General features: G+C 44.4%; 23 protein-coding genes and 1 other RNA gene. 12 read left to right on the top strand and 12 right to left on the bottom strand.

Annotation, left to right across the window (positions count from 1 at the left end; translation table 11 throughout):
• The first annotated feature begins 357 nt into the window (after window positions 1-357).
• The gene (gene nadB, locus R7044_RS13060; RefSeq protein ID WP_005380947.1) at window positions 358-1,971 is read left to right on the top strand and encodes an L-aspartate oxidase; all 1,614 of its coding nucleotides are present in this window, start codon (window positions 358-360) and stop codon (window positions 1,969-1,971) included.
• A 22-nt stretch (window positions 1,972-1,993) separates the two neighbouring features.
• Here the strand turns inward: nadB and R7044_RS13055 are convergent, their stop codons facing one another.
• Complete coding sequence (locus R7044_RS13055) at window positions 1,994-2,455, bottom strand: protein YgfX (protein WP_225455622.1); 462 nt, start codon at window positions 2,453-2,455, stop codon at window positions 1,994-1,996.
• Window positions 2,424-2,684, bottom strand: a complete 261-nt coding sequence (locus tag R7044_RS13050; protein WP_005380951.1) for a succinate dehydrogenase assembly factor 2 — start codon at window positions 2,682-2,684, stop codon at window positions 2,424-2,426. Before R7044_RS13050 ends, R7044_RS13055 begins: the two co-directional genes overlap by 32 nt.
• A 189-nt stretch (window positions 2,685-2,873) precedes the next feature.
• On the opposite strand from R7044_RS13050, the gene ygfZ reads away from it, so the two are divergent.
• The 3 genes from ygfZ (at window position 2,874) to R7044_RS13035 (ending at window position 5,154) form a co-directional block, all read left to right on the top strand.
• The gene (gene ygfZ, locus R7044_RS13045; RefSeq protein ID WP_054579066.1) at window positions 2,874-3,842 is read left to right on the top strand and encodes a tRNA-modifying protein YgfZ; all 969 of its coding nucleotides are present in this window, start codon (window positions 2,874-2,876) and stop codon (window positions 3,840-3,842) included.
• A complete protein-coding gene (locus R7044_RS13040) occupies window positions 3,835-4,308 on the top strand; it encodes an aminoacyl-tRNA deacylase (protein ID WP_005384562.1) in 474 nt (157 codons plus the stop codon). The genes ygfZ and R7044_RS13040 overlap by 8 nt, the downstream gene beginning before the upstream one ends.
• A 639-nt stretch (window positions 4,309-4,947) precedes the next feature.
• Window positions 4,948-5,154 (top strand): DUF1107 domain-containing protein, encoded by a 207-nt coding sequence (locus R7044_RS13035; RefSeq protein WP_005380970.1) that lies wholly within the window; start codon window positions 4,948-4,950, stop codon window positions 5,152-5,154.
• Window positions 5,155-5,219: 65 nt separating this feature from the next.
• On the opposite strand, the gene R7044_RS13030 is transcribed toward R7044_RS13035, so the two are convergent.
• From R7044_RS13030 to R7044_RS13020, 3 genes are read right to left on the bottom strand one after another with little or no spacing between them, the layout of a single operon-like run.
• Window positions 5,220-6,428 carry an FAD-dependent 2-octaprenylphenol hydroxylase gene (locus tag R7044_RS13030; RefSeq protein WP_033907445.1) on the bottom strand — a complete coding sequence of 403 codons (1,209 nt, stop codon included), beginning with the start codon at window positions 6,426-6,428 and terminating at the stop codon, window positions 5,220-5,222.
• 31 nt (window positions 6,429-6,459) lie between these two features.
• A complete protein-coding gene (gene ubiH / locus R7044_RS13025) occupies window positions 6,460-7,638 on the bottom strand; it encodes a 2-octaprenyl-6-methoxyphenyl hydroxylase (RefSeq protein ID WP_005380974.1) in 1,179 nt (392 codons plus the stop codon).
• Window positions 7,639-7,661: 23 nt separating this feature from the next.
• Entirely contained in the window at window positions 7,662-8,240 is a 579-nt protein-coding gene (locus R7044_RS13020; protein ID WP_005380976.1) for a YecA family protein, read from the bottom strand.
• Between the two features lie 249 nt (window positions 8,241-8,489).
• Here R7044_RS13020 and R7044_RS13015 point away from each other — a divergent pair, with 249 nt between their 5' ends.
• The 5 genes from R7044_RS13015 to serA all read left to right on the top strand — a co-directional run bounded on the left by R7044_RS13015 (window position 8,490) and on the right by serA (window position 11,813).
• Window positions 8,490-8,798: a cell division protein ZapA gene (locus R7044_RS13015; RefSeq protein ID WP_005384553.1), complete on the top strand. Its 309-nt coding sequence runs from the start codon at window positions 8,490-8,492 to the stop codon at window positions 8,796-8,798.
• Between the two features lie 8 nt (window positions 8,799-8,806).
• A non-coding RNA gene (gene ssrS, locus R7044_RS13010) (6S RNA) lies at window positions 8,807-8,991 on the top strand.
• A 5-nt stretch (window positions 8,992-8,996) separates the two neighbouring features.
• Window positions 8,997-9,596, top strand: coding sequence for a 5-formyltetrahydrofolate cyclo-ligase (locus R7044_RS13005; protein ID WP_132936933.1), 600 nt, complete (start codon window positions 8,997-8,999; stop codon window positions 9,594-9,596).
• Between the two features lie 53 nt (window positions 9,597-9,649).
• Entirely contained in the window at window positions 9,650-10,306 is a 657-nt protein-coding gene (rpiA, locus tag R7044_RS13000; protein WP_132936934.1) for a ribose-5-phosphate isomerase RpiA, read from the top strand.
• Window positions 10,307-10,580: 274 nt separating this feature from the next.
• The gene (gene serA / locus R7044_RS12995; RefSeq protein WP_017821632.1) at window positions 10,581-11,813 is read left to right on the top strand and encodes a phosphoglycerate dehydrogenase; all 1,233 of its coding nucleotides are present in this window, start codon (window positions 10,581-10,583) and stop codon (window positions 11,811-11,813) included.
• A gap of 71 nt (window positions 11,814-11,884) precedes the next feature.
• Here serA and R7044_RS12990 read toward each other — a convergent pair whose 3' ends face one another.
• On the bottom strand, window positions 11,885-12,577 hold the full coding sequence (locus R7044_RS12990; protein ID WP_005384550.1) for an oxidative stress defense protein: 693 nt from the start codon (window positions 12,575-12,577) through the stop codon (window positions 11,885-11,887).
• A 207-nt stretch (window positions 12,578-12,784) separates the two neighbouring features.
• Window positions 12,785-13,681, bottom strand: a complete 897-nt coding sequence (locus R7044_RS12985) for a LysR family transcriptional regulator ArgP (protein ID WP_005380990.1) — start codon at window positions 13,679-13,681, stop codon at window positions 12,785-12,787.
• A gap of 147 nt (window positions 13,682-13,828) precedes the next feature.
• Between R7044_RS12985 and R7044_RS12980 the strand changes: the two genes are divergently transcribed.
• Window positions 13,829-14,458, top strand: a complete 630-nt coding sequence (locus R7044_RS12980) for a LysE/ArgO family amino acid transporter (protein ID WP_031780897.1) — start codon at window positions 13,829-13,831, stop codon at window positions 14,456-14,458.
• A 26-nt stretch (window positions 14,459-14,484) separates the two neighbouring features.
• Entirely contained in the window at window positions 14,485-14,967 is a 483-nt protein-coding gene (locus tag R7044_RS12975) for a YbaK/EbsC family protein (RefSeq protein WP_042521288.1), read from the top strand.
• Window positions 14,968-15,014: 47 nt separating this feature from the next.
• On the opposite strand, the gene mscS is transcribed toward R7044_RS12975, so the two are convergent.
• From mscS to R7044_RS12950, 5 genes are all read right to left on the bottom strand, one after another.
• The gene (gene mscS / locus R7044_RS12970; RefSeq protein WP_005384548.1) at window positions 15,015-15,881 is read right to left on the bottom strand and encodes a small-conductance mechanosensitive channel MscS; all 867 of its coding nucleotides are present in this window, start codon (window positions 15,879-15,881) and stop codon (window positions 15,015-15,017) included.
• 426 nt (window positions 15,882-16,307) lie between these two features.
• Window positions 16,308-17,384 (bottom strand): class II fructose-bisphosphate aldolase, encoded by a 1,077-nt coding sequence (gene fbaA / locus R7044_RS12965; RefSeq protein ID WP_005380996.1) that lies wholly within the window; start codon window positions 17,382-17,384, stop codon window positions 16,308-16,310.
• 154 nt (window positions 17,385-17,538) lie between these two features.
• Complete coding sequence (locus tag R7044_RS12960) at window positions 17,539-18,699, bottom strand: phosphoglycerate kinase (RefSeq protein ID WP_005384547.1); 1,161 nt, start codon at window positions 18,697-18,699, stop codon at window positions 17,539-17,541.
• Between the two features lie 151 nt (window positions 18,700-18,850).
• On the bottom strand, window positions 18,851-19,888 hold the full coding sequence (gene epd, locus R7044_RS12955) for an erythrose-4-phosphate dehydrogenase (protein WP_005384545.1): 1,038 nt from the start codon (window positions 19,886-19,888) through the stop codon (window positions 18,851-18,853).
• 135 nt (window positions 19,889-20,023) lie between these two features.
• Window positions 20,024-21,982, bottom strand: coding sequence for a ligand-gated channel protein (locus R7044_RS12950; protein WP_065274858.1), 1,959 nt, complete (start codon window positions 21,980-21,982; stop codon window positions 20,024-20,026).
• A gap of 140 nt (window positions 21,983-22,122) precedes the next feature.
• On the opposite strand from R7044_RS12950, the gene R7044_RS12945 reads away from it, so the two are divergent.
• The gene (locus R7044_RS12945; protein ID WP_085570063.1) at window positions 22,123-23,016 is read left to right on the top strand and encodes a LysR family transcriptional regulator; all 894 of its coding nucleotides are present in this window, start codon (window positions 22,123-22,125) and stop codon (window positions 23,014-23,016) included.
• Window positions 23,017-23,086 lie beyond the last annotated feature (70 nt).

Raw genomic sequence — 23,086 nt, 5'->3', positions numbered from 1 at the left:
CCTGACTTTAGTCTAAGTTTGACAAGCGAGCATCTTGGAGGGAAATGGGTATAATGAATGATCTCTGTCCCAGATTGTGCTGGGTCGAGCATGGAAAAGCAATGGCATTGACAAACTATTACTTTTCATTTGCATGGCTAATGGCTATCTGAATACCGCGTTACAAATTATAACTTAGGAAGCATGCTCATGCTCTGCATGAAAAAGAAGAGTGGCTCAGTCACCGCCGTAACACGGACGTCGATAGGTCTCCCAACTTAGCCCTTAGCGACAGATGTCGCGATAATGGAATGCACATGGTGTGCAAATAATACACAAGGTAACTTTGTTACCTTAGCTTGGGATTATAAAAGTTATATGAACACAAATCGTGAACATGAGTGTGATGTATTAGTGGTAGGGAGTGGCGCGGCAGGTTTGTCGTTGGCTTTGCGCGTTGCTAACCACTGTAAGGTGATGGTGCTGAGTAAAGGACCACGCAGCGAAGGGGCGACCTACTATGCTCAAGGCGGTATCGCTGCCGTATTTGATGAGTCAGACACCATTGATTCACACGTTGAAGACACGCAAATCGCCGGGGATGGTATTTGCGATGAGGAGACCGTAAGGTTCATTGCTGAGCATTCAAAAGAGTGTGTACAGTGGTTGATTGACGGTGGTGTACCATTTGATCGTGAAGAAGATGACTCTGACGATGAACCTCGCTACCACTTAACTCGTGAAGGTGGTCATAGCCGTCGTCGTATTCTTCACGCGGCAGATGCGACAGGTATGGCGATGCAAACCTCCCTGCAAGATAACGCTCATAACCATCCAAACATTCATGTTCTCGAACGTCACAATGCTCTGGACTTAATCACCGAAGACAAAATTGGCGGTGATAAAAACAAAGTTATCGGTGCTTATATTTGGAACCGCAACGAAGAGCATGTCGAAACCGTGCGAGCCAAATTTGTGGTTCTCGCTACAGGTGGTGCTTCAAAGGTTTATCAATACACCTCTAACCCAGATGTGTCGTCTGGTGATGGTATTGCGATTGCTTGGCGTGCAGGGTGTCGTGTGGCGAATATGGAATTTAACCAGTTCCACCCTACGTGTTTATATCACCCAGAAGCACGTAACTTCTTGCTGACTGAAGCGTTGCGTGGCGAAGGTGCTTACCTGCGTCGTCCAGATGGCTCTCGCTTTATGCCAGATTTCGATGAACGTAAAGAGCTTGCTCCGCGTGACGTTGTGGCTCGTGCTATCGACTTCGAAATGAAGCGTTTAGGTGCCGACTGTATGTATCTCGACATCAGCCATAAGCCTGCTGACTTTATTACGAAACACTTCCCAACCATTTATTCGCGTTTGATGGACTTGGGCATTGACATGACTAAAGAGCCAATCCCAATCGTACCTGCTGCACACTACACTTGTGGCGGTGTCATGGTGGATAGAAATGGCTGCACCGATCTGAAAAATTTGTATGCGATTGGTGAAGTTAGCTACACTGGGCTGCATGGTGCTAACCGCATGGCATCAAACTCACTTCTCGAATGCGTGGTTTATGCTTGGTCTGCGGCAAAAGATATTCTAAAACATCACACTAACGTTGAGCTACCTTCACAGGTGCCATGTTGGGATGAAAGCAAAGTAACCAATAGTGATGAAGAAGTGATCATTCAGCACAACTGGCACGAGCTTCGTCTGTTTATGTGGGACTACATGGGCATTGTGCGAACTGACAAGCGTTTAGAGCGCGCCTTACGCCGTATCCAACTGTTGCAACAAGAAACACACGAGTACTACAGCAATTTCCGAGTGTCGAACAACTTATTAGAACTGCGTAACCTTTTACAAGTAGCAGAGTTGATGGTTCGTTGTGCGATGCAGCGTAAAGAGAGTCGAGGTTTGCACTACACGCTTGATTATCCGAACCAACTGGAAAACAGCGGACCAACGATTTTGGTTCCAGCTAAACAGCTTTAACTCTACCAAGTAAACTATTACATCAGCAGGGAGCATTAGCTCCCTGTTTCATTTCCCATTGGCGTAATACCAAAGATAGTTGACGATACTGCTCATCGTCACAGCTATCACGCCAAATCGTAACACTACGGCCAGATTGCAATTGGAATGTTATCTTGAATGGTGATGCCGATGTATCGACTCGCTGTAAATGACCCTTTTCGGACTCAATATCTTCCGAGTATTCGCCATACTCAAGGGCATCAAACCTAACCGAGCCATCGCAGTGCACATACCAATGCCCATGACTTGTAGGTTGAACAAGACTTTGGTTTGAGAAAGCCTTCACAATCAGTAATAACAAATAAGTCGATAATACGAGCGGAATGCTAGAGAGGATAACAGCCCAAGTCATCAATAAGAAAAGTACAACATTGAAGACTCGGGCAGTCAGAGAGGGAGAAGCAGTAAAATTAACGAACTTTGCTGAGGTTATGGGCGACAATTTTATCAACCATTGCTGCATGACCTAAATTTTCGCTACGGCCATGCCCCATTACCCAAGTAAACAGATCAGGATCATCGCATTCAAGTAAAGAAACAAAGTCACGCTGCTCTTGTTCACTCAGAGTATCAAAGCACTCTTCAAAAAACGGCATAATTACTACGTCAAGCTCAAGCATGCCTCGACGACAAGCCCATTTAATACGCGCTTTTTCTTCCGGAGTGTACATTCACTATTCCTTCATAGATGTCTTGTTGTTAGTGCGGAGTGTAACAAGGGATGTGCTACGTCACTAGTGTGCGGGTCACAATACGATAGTGAAAGCAGACAAATGTTGATTCGTAAATCGCTCCCCTAGTATCTCAAGGTTATTTGGGTATAACATAGCGGAAAAATATCTTCAAAAGGCATTGTAATTATGGAATGGCAAACTCGTTTTTCAGCATTACCTCTCTCAACTCAAGACGCACTTCCAGAGTTATCTATCTCACTGCTGGATAACTTCGGCATGATCACCATGATCGGTGTCGATAAAAAATCATACTTACAAGGTCAGGTTACCTGCGATGTTGTTTCTTTAGAACAAGACCAATCAACACTGGGCGCACATTGTGATGCAAAAGGCAAAGTGTGGAGCGTGTTCCGCCTTTTCCATCATCATGATGGCTACGGCATGATCCAACCAAAATCGGCGATTGACGTAGAACTTAATGAAATAAAGAAATACGCCATTTTCTCTAAAGTAACGATTGAAGCTTCTGATGACGTTATCTTAGGTGTTGCTGGCGTCAAAGCCGACGAATTCATTTCAACAATGAGCAAGACAACTGGCAGCGTTCGCCCAGTTGACGGTGGCACAGCAGTGCAAGTTGCACAAGATCGCTGGTTACTGATATTAAGTGCGCCAGAAGCACAGCAAATCGTTGAAACTACCGACGCTGTCTTTACGACAAATGAGCTTTGGAATCGTTTCGATATTGAGGCAGGTCTACCATTTGTCTCTGCATCCGCGCAGAATGCTCACATTCCACAAGCACTTAACGTGCAAGCTTTAGGAGGCATAAGCTTCACAAAGGGCTGCTACACGGGACAAGAAACGGTAGCACGAGCGAAGTATCGCGGTACCAATAAACGTGCGATGTATATCGTAAAAGGTGCAACTTCTGCTCCATTCAGTGACGAACCAATTGAGCTCGAACGCAGCGTAGGTGAAAACTGGCGTTCAGTAGGTGCTTTGTTAAATCACTACCAGTTCAGTGACAATCACGCGATTGGCCTGATCGTACTGCCTAATAATCTCGATGAAGACACTCGTCTTCGTTTGGTTGCGCAACCAGAATGTGAATGGACAATCGAATCACTGCCTTACAGTCTTGATGATGAGTAATACAATCAATACTCCTTTGATGCAATTTCTCACAGACCAACACATTCCGTTTCGTCTGTTACCGCATCAAAGACCAGCAACCACCATTGAGGATGCCGCGCACCAACGCGGCATTCGCCCCTCTCAAATGGTGAAAGCAATCTTGCTACGAGACATGGGTAATCAATATGCACTCGCCTGTGCACCAGGTGATCGTAGCGTTGATCCCAAAAAAGTGCGCTCGTTACTGAAATGTCGCCGGATGACTTGTGTTGATCAAGCCGATGTTGAGTCCATCACTGGTTACAAAATTGGTACTGTCACTCCTCTGTTACTCAAACGTCATATGCCAATCGTGTTCGACCCTAGCTTACTAGAAGAACAGGAAGTCACAATCAGCAGTGGCGATCGAATGGCTGGGCTGGCACTTTCTATTCAAGATCTTATCCAATTGTGCCAGCCGACCGTGGCTGAGATCTGTCGTTAATCGTCTAAAAACAATGCAATGACACGTAGTGTTTCTATCACTGCGTGATCTCGATCATATCTACAAAAATAGATATGAGAATTTTTAATCACATATAAAACATAAATAGTCACAAAGATAAAACTCGTATATGCTGAATTTGTTGGTTAAGTTTCAAACAAGCACTTAACCGATATAAAGTGAGTCAGCTAGCTGAGTGACAGCATTCATGCAGTTAGTTATCCACTTTTGTGTAATGCATCTGTGACTATTCGCCCGCTGAAGCGGGCTTTTTTTTACGTGGAACTTTTTCTCTTTCATTTCCTCTAATCGTTAGAACGCAAAGTGTGTTGCGCGAGGCACGACCTTAATAGAAACAACTAGCAAACAACCGTTTTCGTTCTATTCTTAATTCTGTAACAAAACTATTGCTTAATGCGTCACGTAAAAAGGAGTGTATTGGCGTAAGGGTTCCTTTAGAGAGGTTATTTTTGGGGTAATCCTCACGCTATTTAAGAGATGACACTGTCAAATTGTCTAAGACAACACAATTCTCTGACGCAACACCCTACATCTGTATTTAATACTATTGCTGTCACAATAATTTTCGCGTCCAGAACGTAGAATACCTAGGCTAGGTTAGATAAAAGGAAAGTAAATATGAGACTGTTTAAGCGCTATACACCAAGTATGATTGCTAAACATATAAGTCGTCTTTTTAAAGGAAGAATTTATATTTACGGGGTCGGTAGATTCGAGTTTGATAACGGTAAGTTAATACTGCCGGAGAAAGCAGAGCAACGCCATTTCCGAGCGGTCAAAGAGATCAATCAAGAAATAATGAAACTCCGATGCGCATATGCTTAGCAAAATGTTGATAAAACAAAGGCTGGATTAACCAGCCTTTTGTGTATTTGAAGTTTGCTTTGCACTTACTGACGCGCCAGATCCGGCAAGTGTCCCTTTAAACCAAGCGCGCGCTTCATGATCTCATCTTTCGCTCCCGGCAGTTGCCCCGCTAAACTCAAGCCAATGCCACGAACAAGCTTTTTAGCAGGGTTCTCGCCAGAGAACAAATCTCGAAACCCTTGCATAGTAGCGATCATCTTTGCCGCTTCCGCTTTTCGCCAACGCTCGTAGCTTCTTAGGTTGCGTTTACTGCCGATATCTTGCCCCTGCTTCCAAAGTGCTAACACCTCTTGAGCAAGACTGGCCGCATCTAATAAACCTAAATTCACACCCTGCCCCGCTAATGGGTGAATGGTATGGGCCGCATCACCAACCAGCGCGACTCGCTCGACGACAAAATCTCGCGCATAGCGCATTTTCAAAGGAAACGCAGCACGCTCTCCCACTACTTCACATAGACCAAGTCGAGCATCAAACTCACTCGTCAACGCTTTATTGAAATCATGTTCACTCATCGCCACTAACTGCTCTGCTCGATTTGGCTCCGTGGACCAAACAATAGAGCACATATCTGGTTGCGACATTGGCAAAAATGCCAACGGTCCGTGAGGAGTAAATATCTGGCGCGCAATGCTGTTGTGTGGCATAGCAGTTTTGACATTCGCGACCAAAGCATGATGACCATAGTCCCAATGCGTTAATGGAATATCCATTTGATGGCGAAGCCACGAATTCGCCCCATCGGCTCCGACCACTAATTTAGCGGTCATGGCTTGGCCATTATCGAGCGTCAGCCAGCTTTCTTGCTCACCGACCGCGAGAGTCGCGCAACGTGCAGGCATAAACATAGTGACGTTATCGAGCTTTTGGACTTGTTCAAGCAGCGCAAGTTGAATCACACGATTCTCAACAATATGCCCTAAATCAGGTTGTGCCATACTTTGTGCATTAAATTCAATGCTGGCAAAGCTATCTTGTTCCCATACTTCCATGCCATGGTAAGGTGAAGCTCGGCGCTGTTCTATGCCCTGCCAAGCACCAAGTTTACGCAAAATCGTCTCACTAGAGCGGCTCAGCGCAGACACACGAACATCGGGTAATTCTTTCAACGAATCATCTGGCACTTTACCTTCAATAACGGCGACACGCAGATCACTGTCTTTGAACGCGGCAGCAAGTGCCAACCCAACCATCCCTCCGCCGATGATGGCGATATCTACACTTTGCATCATTGCTTTTTATTACCTAATTCAGTGCGGCCGTTCATCGTTTTACCAAGCCAAGTGTATGGCGTAGTAGCGGCTGCTTAAAAATAGAAAGGTTATCCATCGCTGCTAAGGCAGTATTTCGGCCAATTCGCATCGCGGGTAAATCATTTGAAAAAACATGCACTAAGGCACTGGTTAGCCAAATAGTTTCGCTTCGATCTGCTTCTCTACGTTGACTAAAGCGCATCAGGCCTTGATAAAGACCCACATCCTCACTTTGCTGCACAATTTCTTCTGCTAGTGAGACTACATCGCGAATACCGAGATTAAAGCCTTGTCCAGCTATCGGGTGCAGCGTTTGCGCCGCATTTCCAACAATCGCAAAGCGATGTGAAATATTTTGCTTTCGATGGCGAAGAAGCAATGGGTAACTTGCACGGCGCCCCACTTTTTTCATCGCGCCTAAACGCCAACCAAAATCGTTCTGTAAACGCTGGAGAAATGCTTGATCAGATAACTCAAGAACGGCTTGGGCTTCTTCAGGGTGCAAACACCAAACTAAGGACATTCGATTGTCACTCATTGGCAATAAAGCAACTGGGCCATTCTCAGTAAAACGTTCAAAGGCTCTACCTTGATGAGGTTCTTGAGTCACAATATTGGCAATGACAGCCACTTGTTCAAAATCTTGCTCAGAAAGTTCTAGACCAATTTTCTGACAACAGGTCGAAACAGCACCATCTGCAGCCACCAGCAGTTTTGCTTCAAGTTGCTCACCACTTTTCAACGTCACATGGGTACAGTTTTGCTCGCGCTCGATATCGGTAACGGAGTCAGGACAAAACAGCGTAATTGACTCGCTACTGTCTAATAATTCTTGATATACACGCCCAACATCGGCTAATTCTACAACATACCCTAGAGCTTCAACCCCAACCTCTTGCTTGGTAATCTCCGTCATCCCAGCATGAGAACGGTCAGAAACGTGGATATGTTCAATGGGTGTGACAAACGGTTCTACTGACGTCCAGAGCTGTAGTTGACGCAACAGATTGACAGTACCGTAAGACAATGCGATTGAGCGAGAGTCAAAACCAGGGTGCATATCTGATTGTGCTTTAAAAGGCTCAACGACGGCAATGCGGAGCTTTCCCTGAGACAAATGGTCAATCGCCAATGCTAACGTTGCACCAGCCATGGCACCACCAGCAATGACTACATCATATTGCTTCATACTAACCTCTGGACGGTCTACGATTAGTGAATAGTAGGTTTTTTGTCGCTGCTTTCAGGACGAACACCAAATTCAGCATGAATCGTTAGTACGCAAGCTTTGATGTGCTCAATCACTTGCTCTAGCAATTGCGCTTGTTCACCAAGATCGTCATCTTCATCAATGCCTAATTTGGCAATCTCTTCTAGATCAGCCAGTGCTTCTTTAGCGTCATCAGATGCTTTGTTAAGCGCAACGCCTGCTAGACCTAGCCCAGAAATAAAGTGGTTTACAAAGTCGGACACACTGTCGGCTAATGCGAATAAGCCTTCTTCGCCCGGCTCATCTGGCAATAGTAAAGACAGCTCCATTGATGTGCCAGTAAGCTCATTAACAGTAACGTTGAATATGCTCTGAGCAAAAGTGAGTGCTGTCGAGGGCCACCCCATCCCATCATTGGTGTAGTCAAAAAGAATCGGCTGCCAAGTTTGATCATTGATCGCCAATCCACCACTTAACATGCCAACAAATAAGCCATGTAACTCCGCCGGTGTCACAGCCAGGCTTGCCGATTGCAGTTCAGCAGCAATAGATTGGTATTCAGGAAGGGTGATTTCACTCATAACTTGGCTCATTCTTGCGTAATAATGTATTGGTATATCCTACCATCAAGGTTAGTGGTCTGAAACGGCTATCAAATTCAATTTTGGACAGCATTTGTTCAATTTGCCCAATTCCTGTGTGATCTCGTCATCATTTCTCTTTCTGTGATGGGAAATGCTTGAATCTTAATAGCGGTTTTCCTATAGTTTGCTCCTCGGTAGTTGTATGAAGCAACACCTTAGATAGCGCGAATATAGAGTTTATTCATCATGAGCAATCAAGCGATCGACGTTGAAATATTAGGCAAACTTACACGTGTGAATTGTCCGACAGGACAAGAAGAGTCTCTTGTTGCAGCGGCAAAAGATCTTGATCGCCGATTGAAAGAAATGAGCGAACGTACTAAGGTAACCAATGAAATCCAACTGCTGACCTTTGCTGCATTGAATATTTGCTATGAGTTGCACACCAAGTCATACGAATCCAATGGTCAACAGCAAGAAATTACTGAGCGAATGGAAAAGCTCACCGCGTCTTTAGAGAACGCACTAAGCAAAGTTACGCAAGGACAGCAGTAAATACAAAATTTACCCTGGGGTGTGCGTCAGCAGGATTTAAGTCCCTGAGCCGATAAGCAATACCTAAGGGTTAGTATTTGGTAACTATTGAGCAAGCTCGGCATGCACCGAGAAGCCTACGGTTGTCATTGCTGATCCGCCTTGAACCAGCTGGTTCAAGGGCCACAATCCTCAACGGCACCCTGGGGTATTCTCTCTATGTCAGACCTCTCTCGACAAGACTTCCGCAAACTGATTCGTGAAAAGCGCAACGCTCTGTGCAGTGATACGCAATACCAAGCGGGAATCGACCTTATTACTCAATTTTCCCAACTTCCTGAAATCGATCAGGCGCAACATATTGCCATCTACCTTTCTGCAGACGGTGAGCTTGATACTAAACCGCTCATTGAATGGTTATGGCAACAGGGAAAATCGGTTTATCTGCCCGTCATCCATCCCTTTTCTAAAGGTCAGTTACTGTTTCTTCAGTATGTAAGTGATGAACAGCTCGTCTACAACAAGTACGGCATCTTAGAGCCCAAGCTCGATATCAGACACCTCAAACCCGTTAGCCAGCTTGATTTAATCTGCACGCCTTTAGTTGGGTTCGACAGTATCGGACACCGCTTAGGCATGGGCGGAGGGTACTACGATCGTACTCTGTCACGTTGGTTTATAACTGGAGAGGGAGCTAAACCTGTTGGTATCGCTCATGACTGCCAACATGTAGAACGCTTACCAATTGAAAGCTGGGACATTCCATTACCTAAGATCGTGACCCCAAGCCAAATATGGCAATGGGAAAGTGACAAGTAAGCCGCTATAATCACGCCCGCAAACGTTAACGAACATCTATTCAGGAGATTGGCATGACTCAAGATGAAATGAAAAAAGCGGCTGGTTGGGCAGCACTAAAATATGTTGAGAAAGGCAGCATTGTCGGTGTTGGTACTGGCTCTACCGTGAATCACTTCATCGATGCACTAGGCACTATCAAAGATGATATTAAAGGTGCAGTGTCTAGCTCTGTCGCTTCAACTGAGCGCCTTAAAGAGCTTGGTATTGAAGTATACGAGTGTAACGATGTAATGAAGCTGGATGTGTATGTTGATGGCGCTGATGAGATCAACCCAGCACGTGAAATGATCAAAGGCGGCGGCGCGGCTCTGACTCGTGAGAAAATTGTCGCAGCAATCTCTGATAAGTTCGTATGTATCGTTGACGGCACTAAAGCAGTTGACGTACTTGGCCAGTTCCCATTGCCTATTGAAGTAATCCCAATGGCACGCTCTTACGTGGCTCGTGAATTGGTAAAACTAGGTGGTGATCCAGCTTACCGTGAAGGCGTTGTGACTGACAACGGCAACGTGATTCTGGATGTGCACAATATGCAAATTACCAACCCGAAAGAAATGGAAGACAAAATAAACGGCATCGCTGGTGTGGTGACTGTGGGTCTTTTCGCTCATCGTGGTGCAGACGTAGTGATCACTGGCACACCAGAAGGTGCAAAAATTGAAGAATAAATAACAGCCCAAAATGAACCTATCTGGTTCACTTTTCTGTTATTTCATTACATACGGTGCTGCAAGGCACCGTTTTTTATTCCTTTCTATAAGAAAATTATCTCTTATTCCGTAATTTTCTTACCCAAAGCAATTTTTTTTTGTTACTTTATTGAACAGAAGACGCACAGGGAAACGTTTGTCTTCCTACAAAACTGTTAATTATCCCCTTTTTAATAGTTTTGTCCAATGTGCGCCACATTAGCCCACCTTTCCATTTTAAGGACGAGAAAAAATGGCCAAAGTTTCACTGGAAAAAGAAAAGATTAAGATCCTCTTGTTAGAGGGACTCCACCCTTCTTCAGTTGAAGTTCTTCAAGCAGCTGGTTATACCAACATTGAATACCATAAAGGTTCCCTTCCGGAAGAAGAACTAATTGAAGCGGTAAAAGACGTACACTTCATTGGTATCCGCTCCCGTACGAACCTATCCGAAGAGGTAATCAATGCGGCGAACAAGCTGGTTGCAATTGGCTGTTTTTGTATTGGTACTAACCAAGTAAACCTAGACGCAGCAGCAAAACGCGGTATTCCTGTCTTTAATGCACCATTCTCTAACACTCGAAGCGTGGCAGAGCTTGTACTTGGGCAAATCCTTTTACTAGTGCGTGGTATTCCTGAAAAGAATGCACTTGCACATCGCGGTATTTGGAAGAAAAGTGCAGACAACTCTTACGAAGCTCGTGGTAAGTGCCTTGGCATTATCGGATACGGTCACATTGGTACGCAGCTTGGTATTATTGCCGAAAACTTAGGTATGCGCGTTTACTACTACGATATTGAGAACAAACTGTCCCTTGGTAATGCGACGCAAGTACATACCATGAGTGAACTATTGAACAAATGTGATGTAATTTCTTTGCACGTTCCCGAAACACCGGAAACGAAAAACATGATGGGTGAAGCTGAATTTGCTCGAATGAAACCAGGTTCCATCTTTATCAACGCGGCACGTGGCACCGTTGTGGATATTCCTGCACTTTGCCATAGCTTAGAAGCTGGTCACCTTGCTGGCGCTGCAATTGATGTATTCCCAACTGAACCAAAAACGAATGCTGACCCGTTCGAGTCTCCTTTACAAAAATTCGATAACGTCATCCTCACTCCACACGTTGGTGGTTCAACACAAGAAGCACAAGAAAATATCGGCTTAGAAGTGGCGGGTAAACTGGCTAAGTACTCTGATAACGGATCGACACTTTCAAGCGTAAACTTCCCTGAAGTGTCATTACCAGAACACAGTGGTGAGTGCTCTCGTCTGCTTCATATCCACAAGAACCGTCCTGGTATTCTAACTCAGATCAACACCATCTTTGCTGAAGAAGGCATTAACATTGCCGCGCAGTACCTACAAACAGCCGCTGAAATAGGCTACGTAGTGATCGACGTTGAAACTGAACGAGCAGAAGAAGCTCTAACAAAGCTCAAAAACATTGAAGGCACAATCCGTGCTCGTATCCTTCACTAAACAGTGAAACAGAAACGACAAAGGCAGGGGTTGTAACTCCCTGCCTTTTGCTTTTTACTGTTTGCTAAGCCTTACTTTAGCTTATAAATGACATCGACTTGATCGCGAATGATCATGGTTGAATCTTGGTAGCTATTCGCTCCTTCTTTACTATCCATCGCCATTGAACGCATTAACACAGGCTGAACGTGCATCTGTCTGTAATTGATCTGCCATACATCGCCCAACTTTTTCTCAAAACCAGTCGCTAATGACCCTGCTTTTTCTCTTGCGTCCTTAATCGCAGCCATTCGTGCCTTTTGCTGATACTCGGCTTGGTTGCTTACCTTAAGTTGAATATTATCAACCTGATTAATTCCCGCTTCTAACGCCATATCTAGGTATTGGTTAAGGTTTTTCAGATCCGTCACCGTGACATCAATACTGCGAGATGCTCGATACCCAACAAGTTCTGCTTTTCCTGATTTAGGGTAATGGTACTGAGGAGCAAGGTATAAATTCGAGCTAGTAATATTGTCTTTTGACAAGCCGGCATCCGATAAGCTTTTTAGAAACTCTTCAACGGTTTTATCCACGGACAATTTCGCTTGTTCGGCCGTCATTGTCGTATCGACTACTTTTACAGAAAACGTAGCCATATCAGGTGTGGCCGTCACTTCGCCATACCCCGTTGTCGTAACATGAGCAAACTCTGGCGTATTCGCCAAAACTGAAGCACTGGTAAGGCTGAGTGCTGAAGCCAGCAAAAATGAATACAATTTCATTCAATAAATCCATCCATACAAAATTAAGTACTTAATCTCAGATTCCAACATCACTATCATGGCTGAGAAAGCGTGTGGTTTCATAATAGAAACTTCCGCCGATTATCCAAGCACCCATAGTGACTTCTAACACAACTTTGACTATGTAACATTGGCGTAATTTTTAAACAAAACACACTAAGTTAACGATATGCAGCTCTGACAAACTTATTGAGGTAGATGCTGCTGCGCATACCCCACTATTGCGTGTGAGATTTCTTGTAATACCCCAGTTTCTAACTGCCAGTGGTGCCAATAAATCCGATGGGACATTAAAAAACCTGGAGTCACATCAACCAACACACCTCTGTCTAATTCGTCGGTAATTTGCAAGCGGGGGATCAAGCAATAAGCAACACCAGCTAACGCCACTTTTAGAAACGCTTCAGAACTACTGATGTTGTGATGAATAACGCTGTCAGGATTGACGTTAAAATGCTCGGTAAGAAATGTTTTATGTAGATCATCATATTGGTCATATGAAACGGCCGGTGCTTTTGCCAATGTCTGATTATTTACGCCTTTAGAAAAATAACGCTGATAGAACTCTGGGCTCGCGACACAAACATAATCGATGCGACCTAAATAGTCTGCTCTGCATCCGGGGATTGGCTGGGACTCCAAGCTGATCGCTCCTGTCACTTCGCCACTTTTGAGTTTTTCAATAGAGCGGTATTCACCATAGATAGTCAGTTTTAGTTCAACTTGACGCTGCTTCATAACATTTTGCAGCGCTGGCAGTAGCCATGTTGCAAGGCTATCTGCATTAGTCGCTAAAGAGAGTTGCACAGGTCGCGTACTGGTATCATTCTTTAGTTCGGGGAGAATTTCATGCTCTAGCAAGCGTACTCGCCGATAAAGACCCAACAATTTTTTACCAATTGGCGTTGGCTTAGGTGGCTGGCTTCGAATTAAAACAGGCTGCGCGAGAAACTTCTCTAACTGCTTGATACGTTGAGAAATGGCGGATTGAGAAACAAATAAATGCTCAGCAGCACGCTCAAAGCTACCCTGATAAACTATAGCGTCTAATGCCTCAATCCATTTGTAATCTAACCCTCGCATACCTTCCCTCTCACTCCAGATCAAACGCCTCCCGTTAAATTAGTCTATCTAATGTAAGATTAAAATCATTAATTACACTTATTTAGATAAACACTTTATCTTTCCCCTTTCTGTAAATGTATTTGTTATTTTGAAGTGAGGTGAAGTGTGAGCTTGTGGGTTCTATTGCAAGGTTTTGGTTTAGGAGCATCAATGATCATTCCGATCGGGGCGCAAAATGCGTATGTTTTGAATCAAGGCATAAAGCGTAACCACCACCTAACAACCGCCACTATTTGTAGCGTGCTAGATATGATTTTCATCTCTCTAGGTATCTTTGGTGGTGGTGCAATTCTGTCTCAAAATGAAATCTTACTGACGTCGGTGACACTTGGTGGTATTGCTTTCTTGAGCTTCTATGGACTGCTCTCGCTAAAAAGTGCTTTTAAGCCAGAGAGTGAATCGGAATCAAAAGGGGAGATCGTAGCTCGAGGTCGTCGAACGGTTATTCTAGGTGCGTTAGCTGTCACTGTGCTTAATCCGCACTTATATTTAGATACAGTCGTTATTCTAGGTTCGATCGGTGGACAATTTGAAGGCCATGATCGCATTGCTTTTGCACTAGGTACGATTATGGCTTCCTTTGTTTGGTTCTACACTTTATCGATAGGAGCAGCCAAACTAGGTCCAACACTCTCTCAACCAAAAGTGAAAAAAACCATCGACATTGCAATCGCAATGATGATGTTCACAATAGCGTATATCTTAGCGAGTGAGCTTATTGATAAGTATTGGTAATCACCAGGTAGTAAGGCAGCAAAGACATGGAGTCACTAAAACATATTTATAACAACAATAGAGAGCGATTCAACGCGCTCTCTATTCCTTTTCGGGAATGGCAGCACGAAGCCATCTTAGACTTTGAGACAGATATACGCATTGCGAGAGAGCTTGGTTGGACGGGTACGCATACCAAAAGCCTCTTTTTAACACTCAAAGGACAAGGTTACGCGGTTTATCTGACAGATAAGGACTCGCGCCTCGATGCCAAGCAGATTAAAGCGATTACAGGTAAACGTCCCTCTATTTGTAATGATGATGAAATGGTCGAAGTGTTAGGTTGCGTACCCGGCGCGGTTTGCCCAATAGGCTTACCGGAATACATCACTATCATTGTTGATACCAATCTCTATCAACATCAAGAGTTGCTCTATACGCCTGGCTTACCTGAGTTCACATTTGGATTTGCAGGTAAACATCTAAAACGCCTCTTACTTGCTGGTCATCACACCCTTTACGAAATATAAAAAAGCGAGGCCTATTGGCCTCGCTTTTGAATATCGACTGCTTTTGATTAAGCGTCGACTTTGTTCAGGTGAACATCCATTTGTGGGAATGGAATCTCGATACCATTTTCATCCAATGCTTCTTTAATACCTTGCATTGCATCAAAGTATACGCCCCAGTAATCTGCAGTTTTCACCCATGGACGAACCACAAAGTTAACTGAAGAGTCTGCTAACGTAAGTACACCAATTGTGATATCTGGGTCTTTCAAGATACGTGGATCTTTCTCTAGCGTCTCACGAATCACTTTCTTCGTTAGTTTAAGGTCTGCTTTGTATGAAACACCAATCACTAGGTCGACACGTCGTGTCGCATGGCGAGAGTAGTTAGTAATGGCACCGCCGATAACTGAAGAGTTAGGCACAACAACCATTTTGTTGTCTGGTGTTTTTAGAACGGTTTGGAAGATTTGAATTGCTTCAACACTACCCGCTACACCACCGATTTCTACGTAGTCGCCTGATTTGAATGGACGGAACGCAACAATAAGTACGCCTGCTGCAAAGTTTGATAGTGAACCTTGTAGTGCAAGACCAACAGCAAGACCTGCCGCACCAATCACAGCAACAACAGAAGCGGTTTGAACTCCTAATCGACCAAGAGCCGCGATTAGCACGATTACAAATAGCAAGTAACGAACAAGACCGTGAATAAATTCAACGACGGCCTTATCCATGTTTTTCTTTTCTAGTACTTTAGAAACACTACCAGCGACTGCCTTAACGATAAGATTACCGATAAACAGAATAAGCACCGCAGAGATAATGTTCACACCGTACTGAACCAGTAGATCTGAATTGTTTGTCAGCCAAGTTTCAGCCTGAGTTAGACCATCCGTTAAAGTGGTATCGATACCCACCGATTCACCTGCCATAATTCTTATCCTCAAAAATAAAGAGATATAAATCCAATTGCCGTTAATTTATGAACCTTGTTTTTTAAAGGCTCTTTTCTAAAACAACATCCCTATTGCTCCACTGAACAGTGTCAGATTTTTGGCACAATATCCCAACTCTGACTTTTTTCAAAGTCAGAGTTTCGCAAAGATATGCAAAACAAGACTTTATCAGAGCTTTCTGACACTGACTTGTTACAGGTTACGCAATGCACTCTGATTTCGCCACTCTTAAGACTGATATTCCCATGTTTTCTTTAAAAAAAACGTTAAAGGTGAGATATCTCACTAGCAAATACAACCTAACGCATAAAAATATCGGGAGAAAGCAGAGGGGAAGAAAATGATAGATATAAAAAAAACCCGCTCAAAGAGCGGGTTTTTAAGTAACTTAATCAGTAACGATTATAGTACGTCAACTGCGTTAAGGTCAGCAAATGCTTGCTCTAGACGAGTAACCATTGAAGCTTGGCCTGCACGTAGCCATACGCGTGGATCGTAGTACTTCTTGTTTGGTGCATCTTCACCAGTTGGGTTACCGATCTGACCTTGTAGGTAATCGTGGTTTTCAGCTTCGAACTTACGGATACCATCCCAAGTAGCCCACTGTGTATCAGTATCGATGTTCATTTTGATTACACCGTAGCCGATAGATTCACGGATTTCTTCTAGAGAAGAACCTGAACCACCGTGGAATACGAAGTTTAGAGAGTTCGCTGGAAGACCGAATTTCTCAGAAACGTGCGCTTGAGAATCACGTAGGATAGTTGGAGTTAGTACAACGTTACCTGGCTTGTATACGCCGTGTACGTTACCGAAAGATGCTGCGATAGTGAAACGGTGGCTGATTGCGCTTAGTTTCTCGTATGCGTATGCAACGTCTTCTGGAGAAGTGTATAGCTCAGACGCATCCATATCAGAGTTGTCAACGCCGTCTTCTTCACCACCAGTACAACCTAGTTCGATTTCTAGAGTCATGTTCATTTTAGCCATGCGCTCTAGGTACTTAGCAGAAATTTCGATGTTCTCTTCTAGAGACTCTTCAGAAAGGTCGATCATGTGAGAAGAGAATAGTGGCTTACCAGTTTGCGCGAAGTACTCTTCACCAGCGTCTAGTAGACCGTCGATCCAAGGAAGTAGTTTCTTAGCTGCGTGGTCAGTGTGTAGGATTACTGGAACACCGTAAGCTTCAGCTACAGCGTGAACGTATTTCGCACCAGCAACAGCACCTAGGATTTGAGCTTCTTGACCTTCAAGTTTTAGACCTTTACCAGCAAAGAAAGCAGCGCCACCGTTAGAGAACTGAACGATAACTGGAGCTTTAACTTTTGCAGCTGCTTCAAGTACTGCGTTTACAGAGTCAGTACCCACACAGTTTACTGCTGGAAGTGCAAAGCTGTTTTCTTTTGCAACTTCAAATACTTTCTGAACGTCATCGCCAGAGATAACACCTGGTTTTACGAAGTCGAAGATCTTAGACATGGATGTAATCCTATTTATCTGTCGTTTTTAAACAAAACTTGTTAAGTTGAAAATCTTGCAAACGTTTGCTCACAACTGAGGCTATTCTAGCAGAGTTCCTCACACGTTGCAGCAAACAAGAAAGCGGGAGAATCACTCCCCCGCTTTGCTTTAATTACTTAGCGCGTGCTTCTAGCATTTCTACTGCTGGAAGAACTTTACCTTCTACGAACTCAAGGAAAGCGCCGCCGCCAGTAGAGATGTAAGATACATCCGCTTTGATACCGAACTTGTCGATAGCCGCTAGCGTGTCACCACCGCCTGCAACAGAGAAGCCTTCAGAAGCTGCGATAGCTTCAGAGATACCTTTAGTACCTGCTTCGAAGTTCTTGAATTCGAATACGCCTACTGGACCGTTCCATAGGATAGTCTTAGCGTTTTTAAGGATTTCAGCTAGTTCAGCAGTTGAATCTGGACCAAGGTCGAAGATCATGTCGTCGTCTTGTACTTCAGAAACGTGCTTGATTTCAGCTTCTGCGTTCTCGTCAAATGCTTTCGCACATGCAACGTCAGTTGCTACTGGAATTGCACACTCGTCCATTAGCTTCTTAGCTGTTTCAACTAGGTCTGCTTCGTATAGAGACTTACCAACGTTGTGGCCAGCAGCTGCGATGAATGTGTTAGCAATACCACCACCAACAACGAGTTGGTCAGCGATTTTAGATAGAGACTCAAGAACAGTTAGCTTAGTAGAAACTTTTGAACCACCTACGATAGCAACCATTGGACGAGCTGGCTTGTCCATTGCTTTGCCTAGCGCTTCTAGTTCGTTTGCTAGTAGAGGACCAGCACATGCTACGTCTGCGTGCATGCCAACGCCGTGAGTAGATGCTTGAGCACGGTGAGCCGTACCGAATGCGTCCATTACGAATACGTCACATAGTGCTGCATATTTCTTAGATAGCTCTTCGTCGTTTTTCTTTTCGCCTTTGTTGAAGCGAACGTTTTCAAGAACAACAAGTTCACCCGCATTTAGCTCTAGGCCATCTAGGTAGTCTTTTGCTAGCTTCACTTCGCAATCTAGTGCGTCGTTTAGGTAGTTAACAACTGGTTGTAGAGAGAACTCTTCAGCGTATTCACCTTCAGTTGGGCGACCTAGGTGAGACGTAACCATTACTTTAGCGCCTGCTTCTAGGCAGTGCTTAATAGTTGGAAGAGATGCGATGATACGTGCATCCGAAGTTACTTTACCGTCTTTTACTGGCACGTTTAGGTCAGCACGGATAAATACACGTTTACCTGCAAGATCCAGGTCAGTCATCTTGATTACAGACATGATGTGTCCTCTCAAATATTTAATAATTAAAGTTTTTGAAAACTCGGCAACCCTGCCAAGCCTGTTAATTCTTCAAACTGGTTATAGATATGGAGATATTATGGATTTATTTCAAGGCTTGAAATAAAAATTCTCCATCACTTCTTCGTCATTACTGTTCCACTTGCGAAGAAGCTTGCATTGCTAAGGCAGTATCCAGCATCCGGTTAGCAAAGCCCCATTCGTTGTCGCACCAAACGAGCATTTTTACGAGTTGCCCGTTACTCACTCTAGTCTGGCTTCCATCCACAATCGCACTATGGGGGTCGTGGTTAAAGTCGATGGAAACGAGTGGCGATTCAGTATAGTCAACAATGTTACGTAATGTACACTGAGATGCGTTAACAATGGTTTGATTTACGTCATTAACTTTCACATTTGTACTAATTGTGACACTTAAATCCATTGCAGTGACGTTAACCGTTGGAACACGAACAGAAATCGCTTCGAATTTGTTGGAAAATTTCGGGAAGATTCTTTCAATCCCCTTATGCAACTTAGTGTCCACCGGAATAATAGATTGGCTTGCAGCGCGGGTACGGCGTAAGTCGTTATGATACGCATCAATTACTTGTTGATCGTTCATGGACGAATGAATTGTGGTAATGGTGCCAGACTCTATGCCGAAGGCTTCGTCTAATACTTTAATGATGGGAACGATACAGTTGGTGGTGCAAGAGCCATTGGAGACAACACGGTGCTCGTCTTTCAGAGTTTCGTGGTTCACGCCATAGATAATCGTATTATCTAGGTCGTTTGCGCCCGGGTGCGAAAACAGTACTTTCTTCGCGCCAGCTTCTATATGCGCTTGCCCATCCGCTTGCGAACCAAATACGCCAGTGCAATCCAAGACGATATCAACTTCTAAATCACGCCAAGGAAGTAATTCGATTTCGGAGAGATGGAGAATGCGAATGGAATCATATTCACCGCTGTCATGATGAACATGCAAATGTTCTTGGTCATGGGAAATTTTTTTACCAAAGCGACCATGACTGGTGTCATATTGCAGTAGGTGTGCCATCGCCTCTGGCTGTGCTAGTTCGTTAACCGCCACAACCTTGATCTGCTGGTGTTTTCCGCTTTCATACACCGCTCGCAGAACATTACGACCTATACGTCCAAATCCATTGATCGCAACCTTTAGCATTTATCCTTCGCCCTACCAAAAATTTCGTGTCACAGATACTACCTGATCAGGCTGACAAACGCACCTGTTGAATCACAGTAAAGCAGGATTAAAAAAGGTCGAGACTATGCTCGACCTTATTACAACGATAGATAATTAAAATGCGACGTCTAAACCTAACCAGTAGCGACGACCATCTTCAATATATCCATATTCTTCGTAACTGATTTCCTCGTCCAGCAAGTTATAGATAGCGCCTTTAATACGAGTATTGTCGGTTAACTGGTATGTCACACCGGCGTCCACAAAGGTATAAGCTGGTTCTACAATACTGTTTCTTGATGGGCCAGTAACCGGATCCATTTCTTTACCTCGGTACGTGACTTTCGCCCAGCTCTCTAGATCTGTTGTCGTTTGCCAAGTCACATCCACATTAAACAGATGCTTTGGTAACTGCTGCAGCGGCATGCCTTTGTATTCACCTGTTTTTTGCTCTGAGTCGGTAAATGTGTAGCTCGAGCTAAGGTAAATGGTTTCCGTTAACGGCGATGCTAAGGTCGCTTCAATACCTTGTGTGACGGCTTCATCCACGTTAATACGGTACGTTGGATCTGCGCCCCATTGGTTTGGACCATCAGTACAGATAGTGTCTGGACAAACAACACGTGTGATCTTGTCTTTGAATTCGTTATGGAACGCTGTCAAAGAGACATCTAAGCCAGAATCACCTTGATACAAGACGCTGATTTCTTTGTTTAGCGACGTTTCAGGGTCAAGATCTGGGTTACCGTAGATATTACCGCCACCACTGACTTGCGCCCAGCCAGGAGTAATTTCACGTAATTGTGGAGAACGGAAACCTGTTGCCACACCGCCTTTCACCGTCCAAGACGGATCAACTCGCCATACACCGTAAACACGCGGACTAAAATGCGCGCCATAGTTTTCGTCATGATCTAGACGGCCGCCAAGCGTAACGCTAAACGGATCAGCAATTCTCCATTCATCTTCAATGAAAACAGCCCACTGCGTATTCGATGTTTCAGTCTTCGATGACGCTTTGTTGGAGGTGAAATCCTCAAGCTCTGCATGAGTAGCGTCCACACCCGTCGTCAACGTATGGTTTCCAATACCAGTCACCAAGCTCGATTTGAACGTGGTGTTGGTGATCGTCATCTCACGAGATTTGTTCTCGCTCTCTTCTCGCTGTAAGTAAGTATCTGAAATTCCGACCGAATCCCAATCACCGTTGTGGCTTACCGTTACGTAATTACGGCGATATTCATTCAGTGAATCTTCACACCCACCACGACACCCTGTGGTCGGCACTGAAAGGCCCACATTGCCACGACGACTTTGTGCCGACGTGCCACCTTCTAATTGCACCGAATGGCGCTCATTAATCTGGTAAGTCAGTTTTGAAGAGATACTCTGCATATCTTTATCTTCATAACCGTATTCGATGTCATCTTCTTCTCTGGTTGTGTACTGACCATATACTTGGAGAGATAAATTTTCAGCCAACGGACCATTAACGAAAAAGTTCGCGCTCTGCTCTCCCCCTGAGCGGCTATTCTCTTGTAGTACCGTGCCCAGTTGAACATTACCTGTCCACTCTAGCGCATCTTTTCGTGTGATGACGTTAATCACACCACCAATCGCATCAGAACCGTAAAGCGTCGACATTGGGCCACGAATAACTTCGATTCGCTCAATCGCTTGAAGAGGAGGTAACCAACCTTGTTCGATACCAGGACCGTCACTATTTGGACGAGTTTCACGCGTGCTTTGACGTTTACCGTCGACCAGTATCAAAGTGTATTTAGAACCCATACCACGGATACTAATGTCGGTGGTATCACCACCACCTGTCACGACAACACCTGGCACACTTTTTAGTGCATCAGTCACATCGCGGTAATAACGGGAGTCCAACTCCTCACGTGAAATAACACTAATACTTGCAGGCGCGTCCGCTTGAGATTGCTCGTAGCTTGATGCAGTTACAACCACTGTTTCCATTTTAGAAACTGCATCATTGGCAAAAACATGAGGGACACTGACGAAGGCTAAAATACCAGTTGCGGTAATAACTGGCAGTCTAAGAGTAGACATCTACATCTCCATAATTGATAATGATTATTATTTTCGAAAGTGAATTATTCACAAATAGAATGAGATGCATAGTGAGAGTTATGGAACGGTTCTTTCCATTTATGGAACTCGTACATAACGCAGTAAGGAGTAAAAGAAATATGCACGACTTAGCATCAATTAGAGCCTTTGATGCGCTCAATCAGCATAAAAGTTTGACAGCCGCTGCTAAAGCCCTTAATCAGCCAAAATCAACGCTAAGTCGTCGCTTGGCACAATTAGAAGAAGACTTCGGTCAGGCTCTAACCGCCAGACAAGGTAATCGATTAGTTCTGACAAGAGCTGGAGAAATCTTTGCCCACTACAGCCGCCAGATTCTTGAGTTAAGCGAAGAGAGTTATGATGCACTGCAAGGTTTAACGAACCAAGTTTCAGGGCCACTGCATATTGTTTGTCATACTGCCTTAGTTAGAAGCTGGCTCGGCGGCGTACTCAATCGTTTTCTTGCTGATAATCCCGATGTTAGAGTTCAACTTACCAGTGACTTTTCTGAGGCGCATCATGACCCAGATTTGTTCATCTGGCTCGGTGAACGTAAAGAGCTAGACTGGCGAAAAGAAGTGCTGGGGGTATTTCGCTATACGCCTTTTGCCTCTCCAAATTATCTAAAACAACATGGGCCTATACCGCACCCCAAAGAACTTGAAGCACATCCATGGATCGATTTTGGTTCAGTGCAAGAAAATGGATTGATGCTAGCACACCCTCAACACGGTGAGTTCTTTTTAGAACCCTTTGTTAGTCGGTTATACAGCGACAACATAGCAATGCAAATAGACAGTATCGCGAATGGTCATGGTATTGGACTGCTGCCGACTTGGACAGCATTCGGCTATGAGAAACATCACCCAGGGCGAATCACACCTTGCTTAGAAGGTTGGCTTTCTGAGCCTATTTCCATTAACTGCTATACACCAGCAGGACGACCACCACTGCGCTTATCCGTACTTTTAGACTGCATTCACCAAAGCATTCCACAAGGTTGGAAAACCTGACAAAAATAAAAAGGCCATCATAATGATGGCCTTTCTAACTTTAGCGTTTAACAATCGTCGTTTACGTTCG

The sequence above is a fragment of the Vibrio sp. 1402 genome (assembly GCF_033340275.1).
This window is presented reverse-complemented; position numbering and strand designations above follow the sequence as displayed.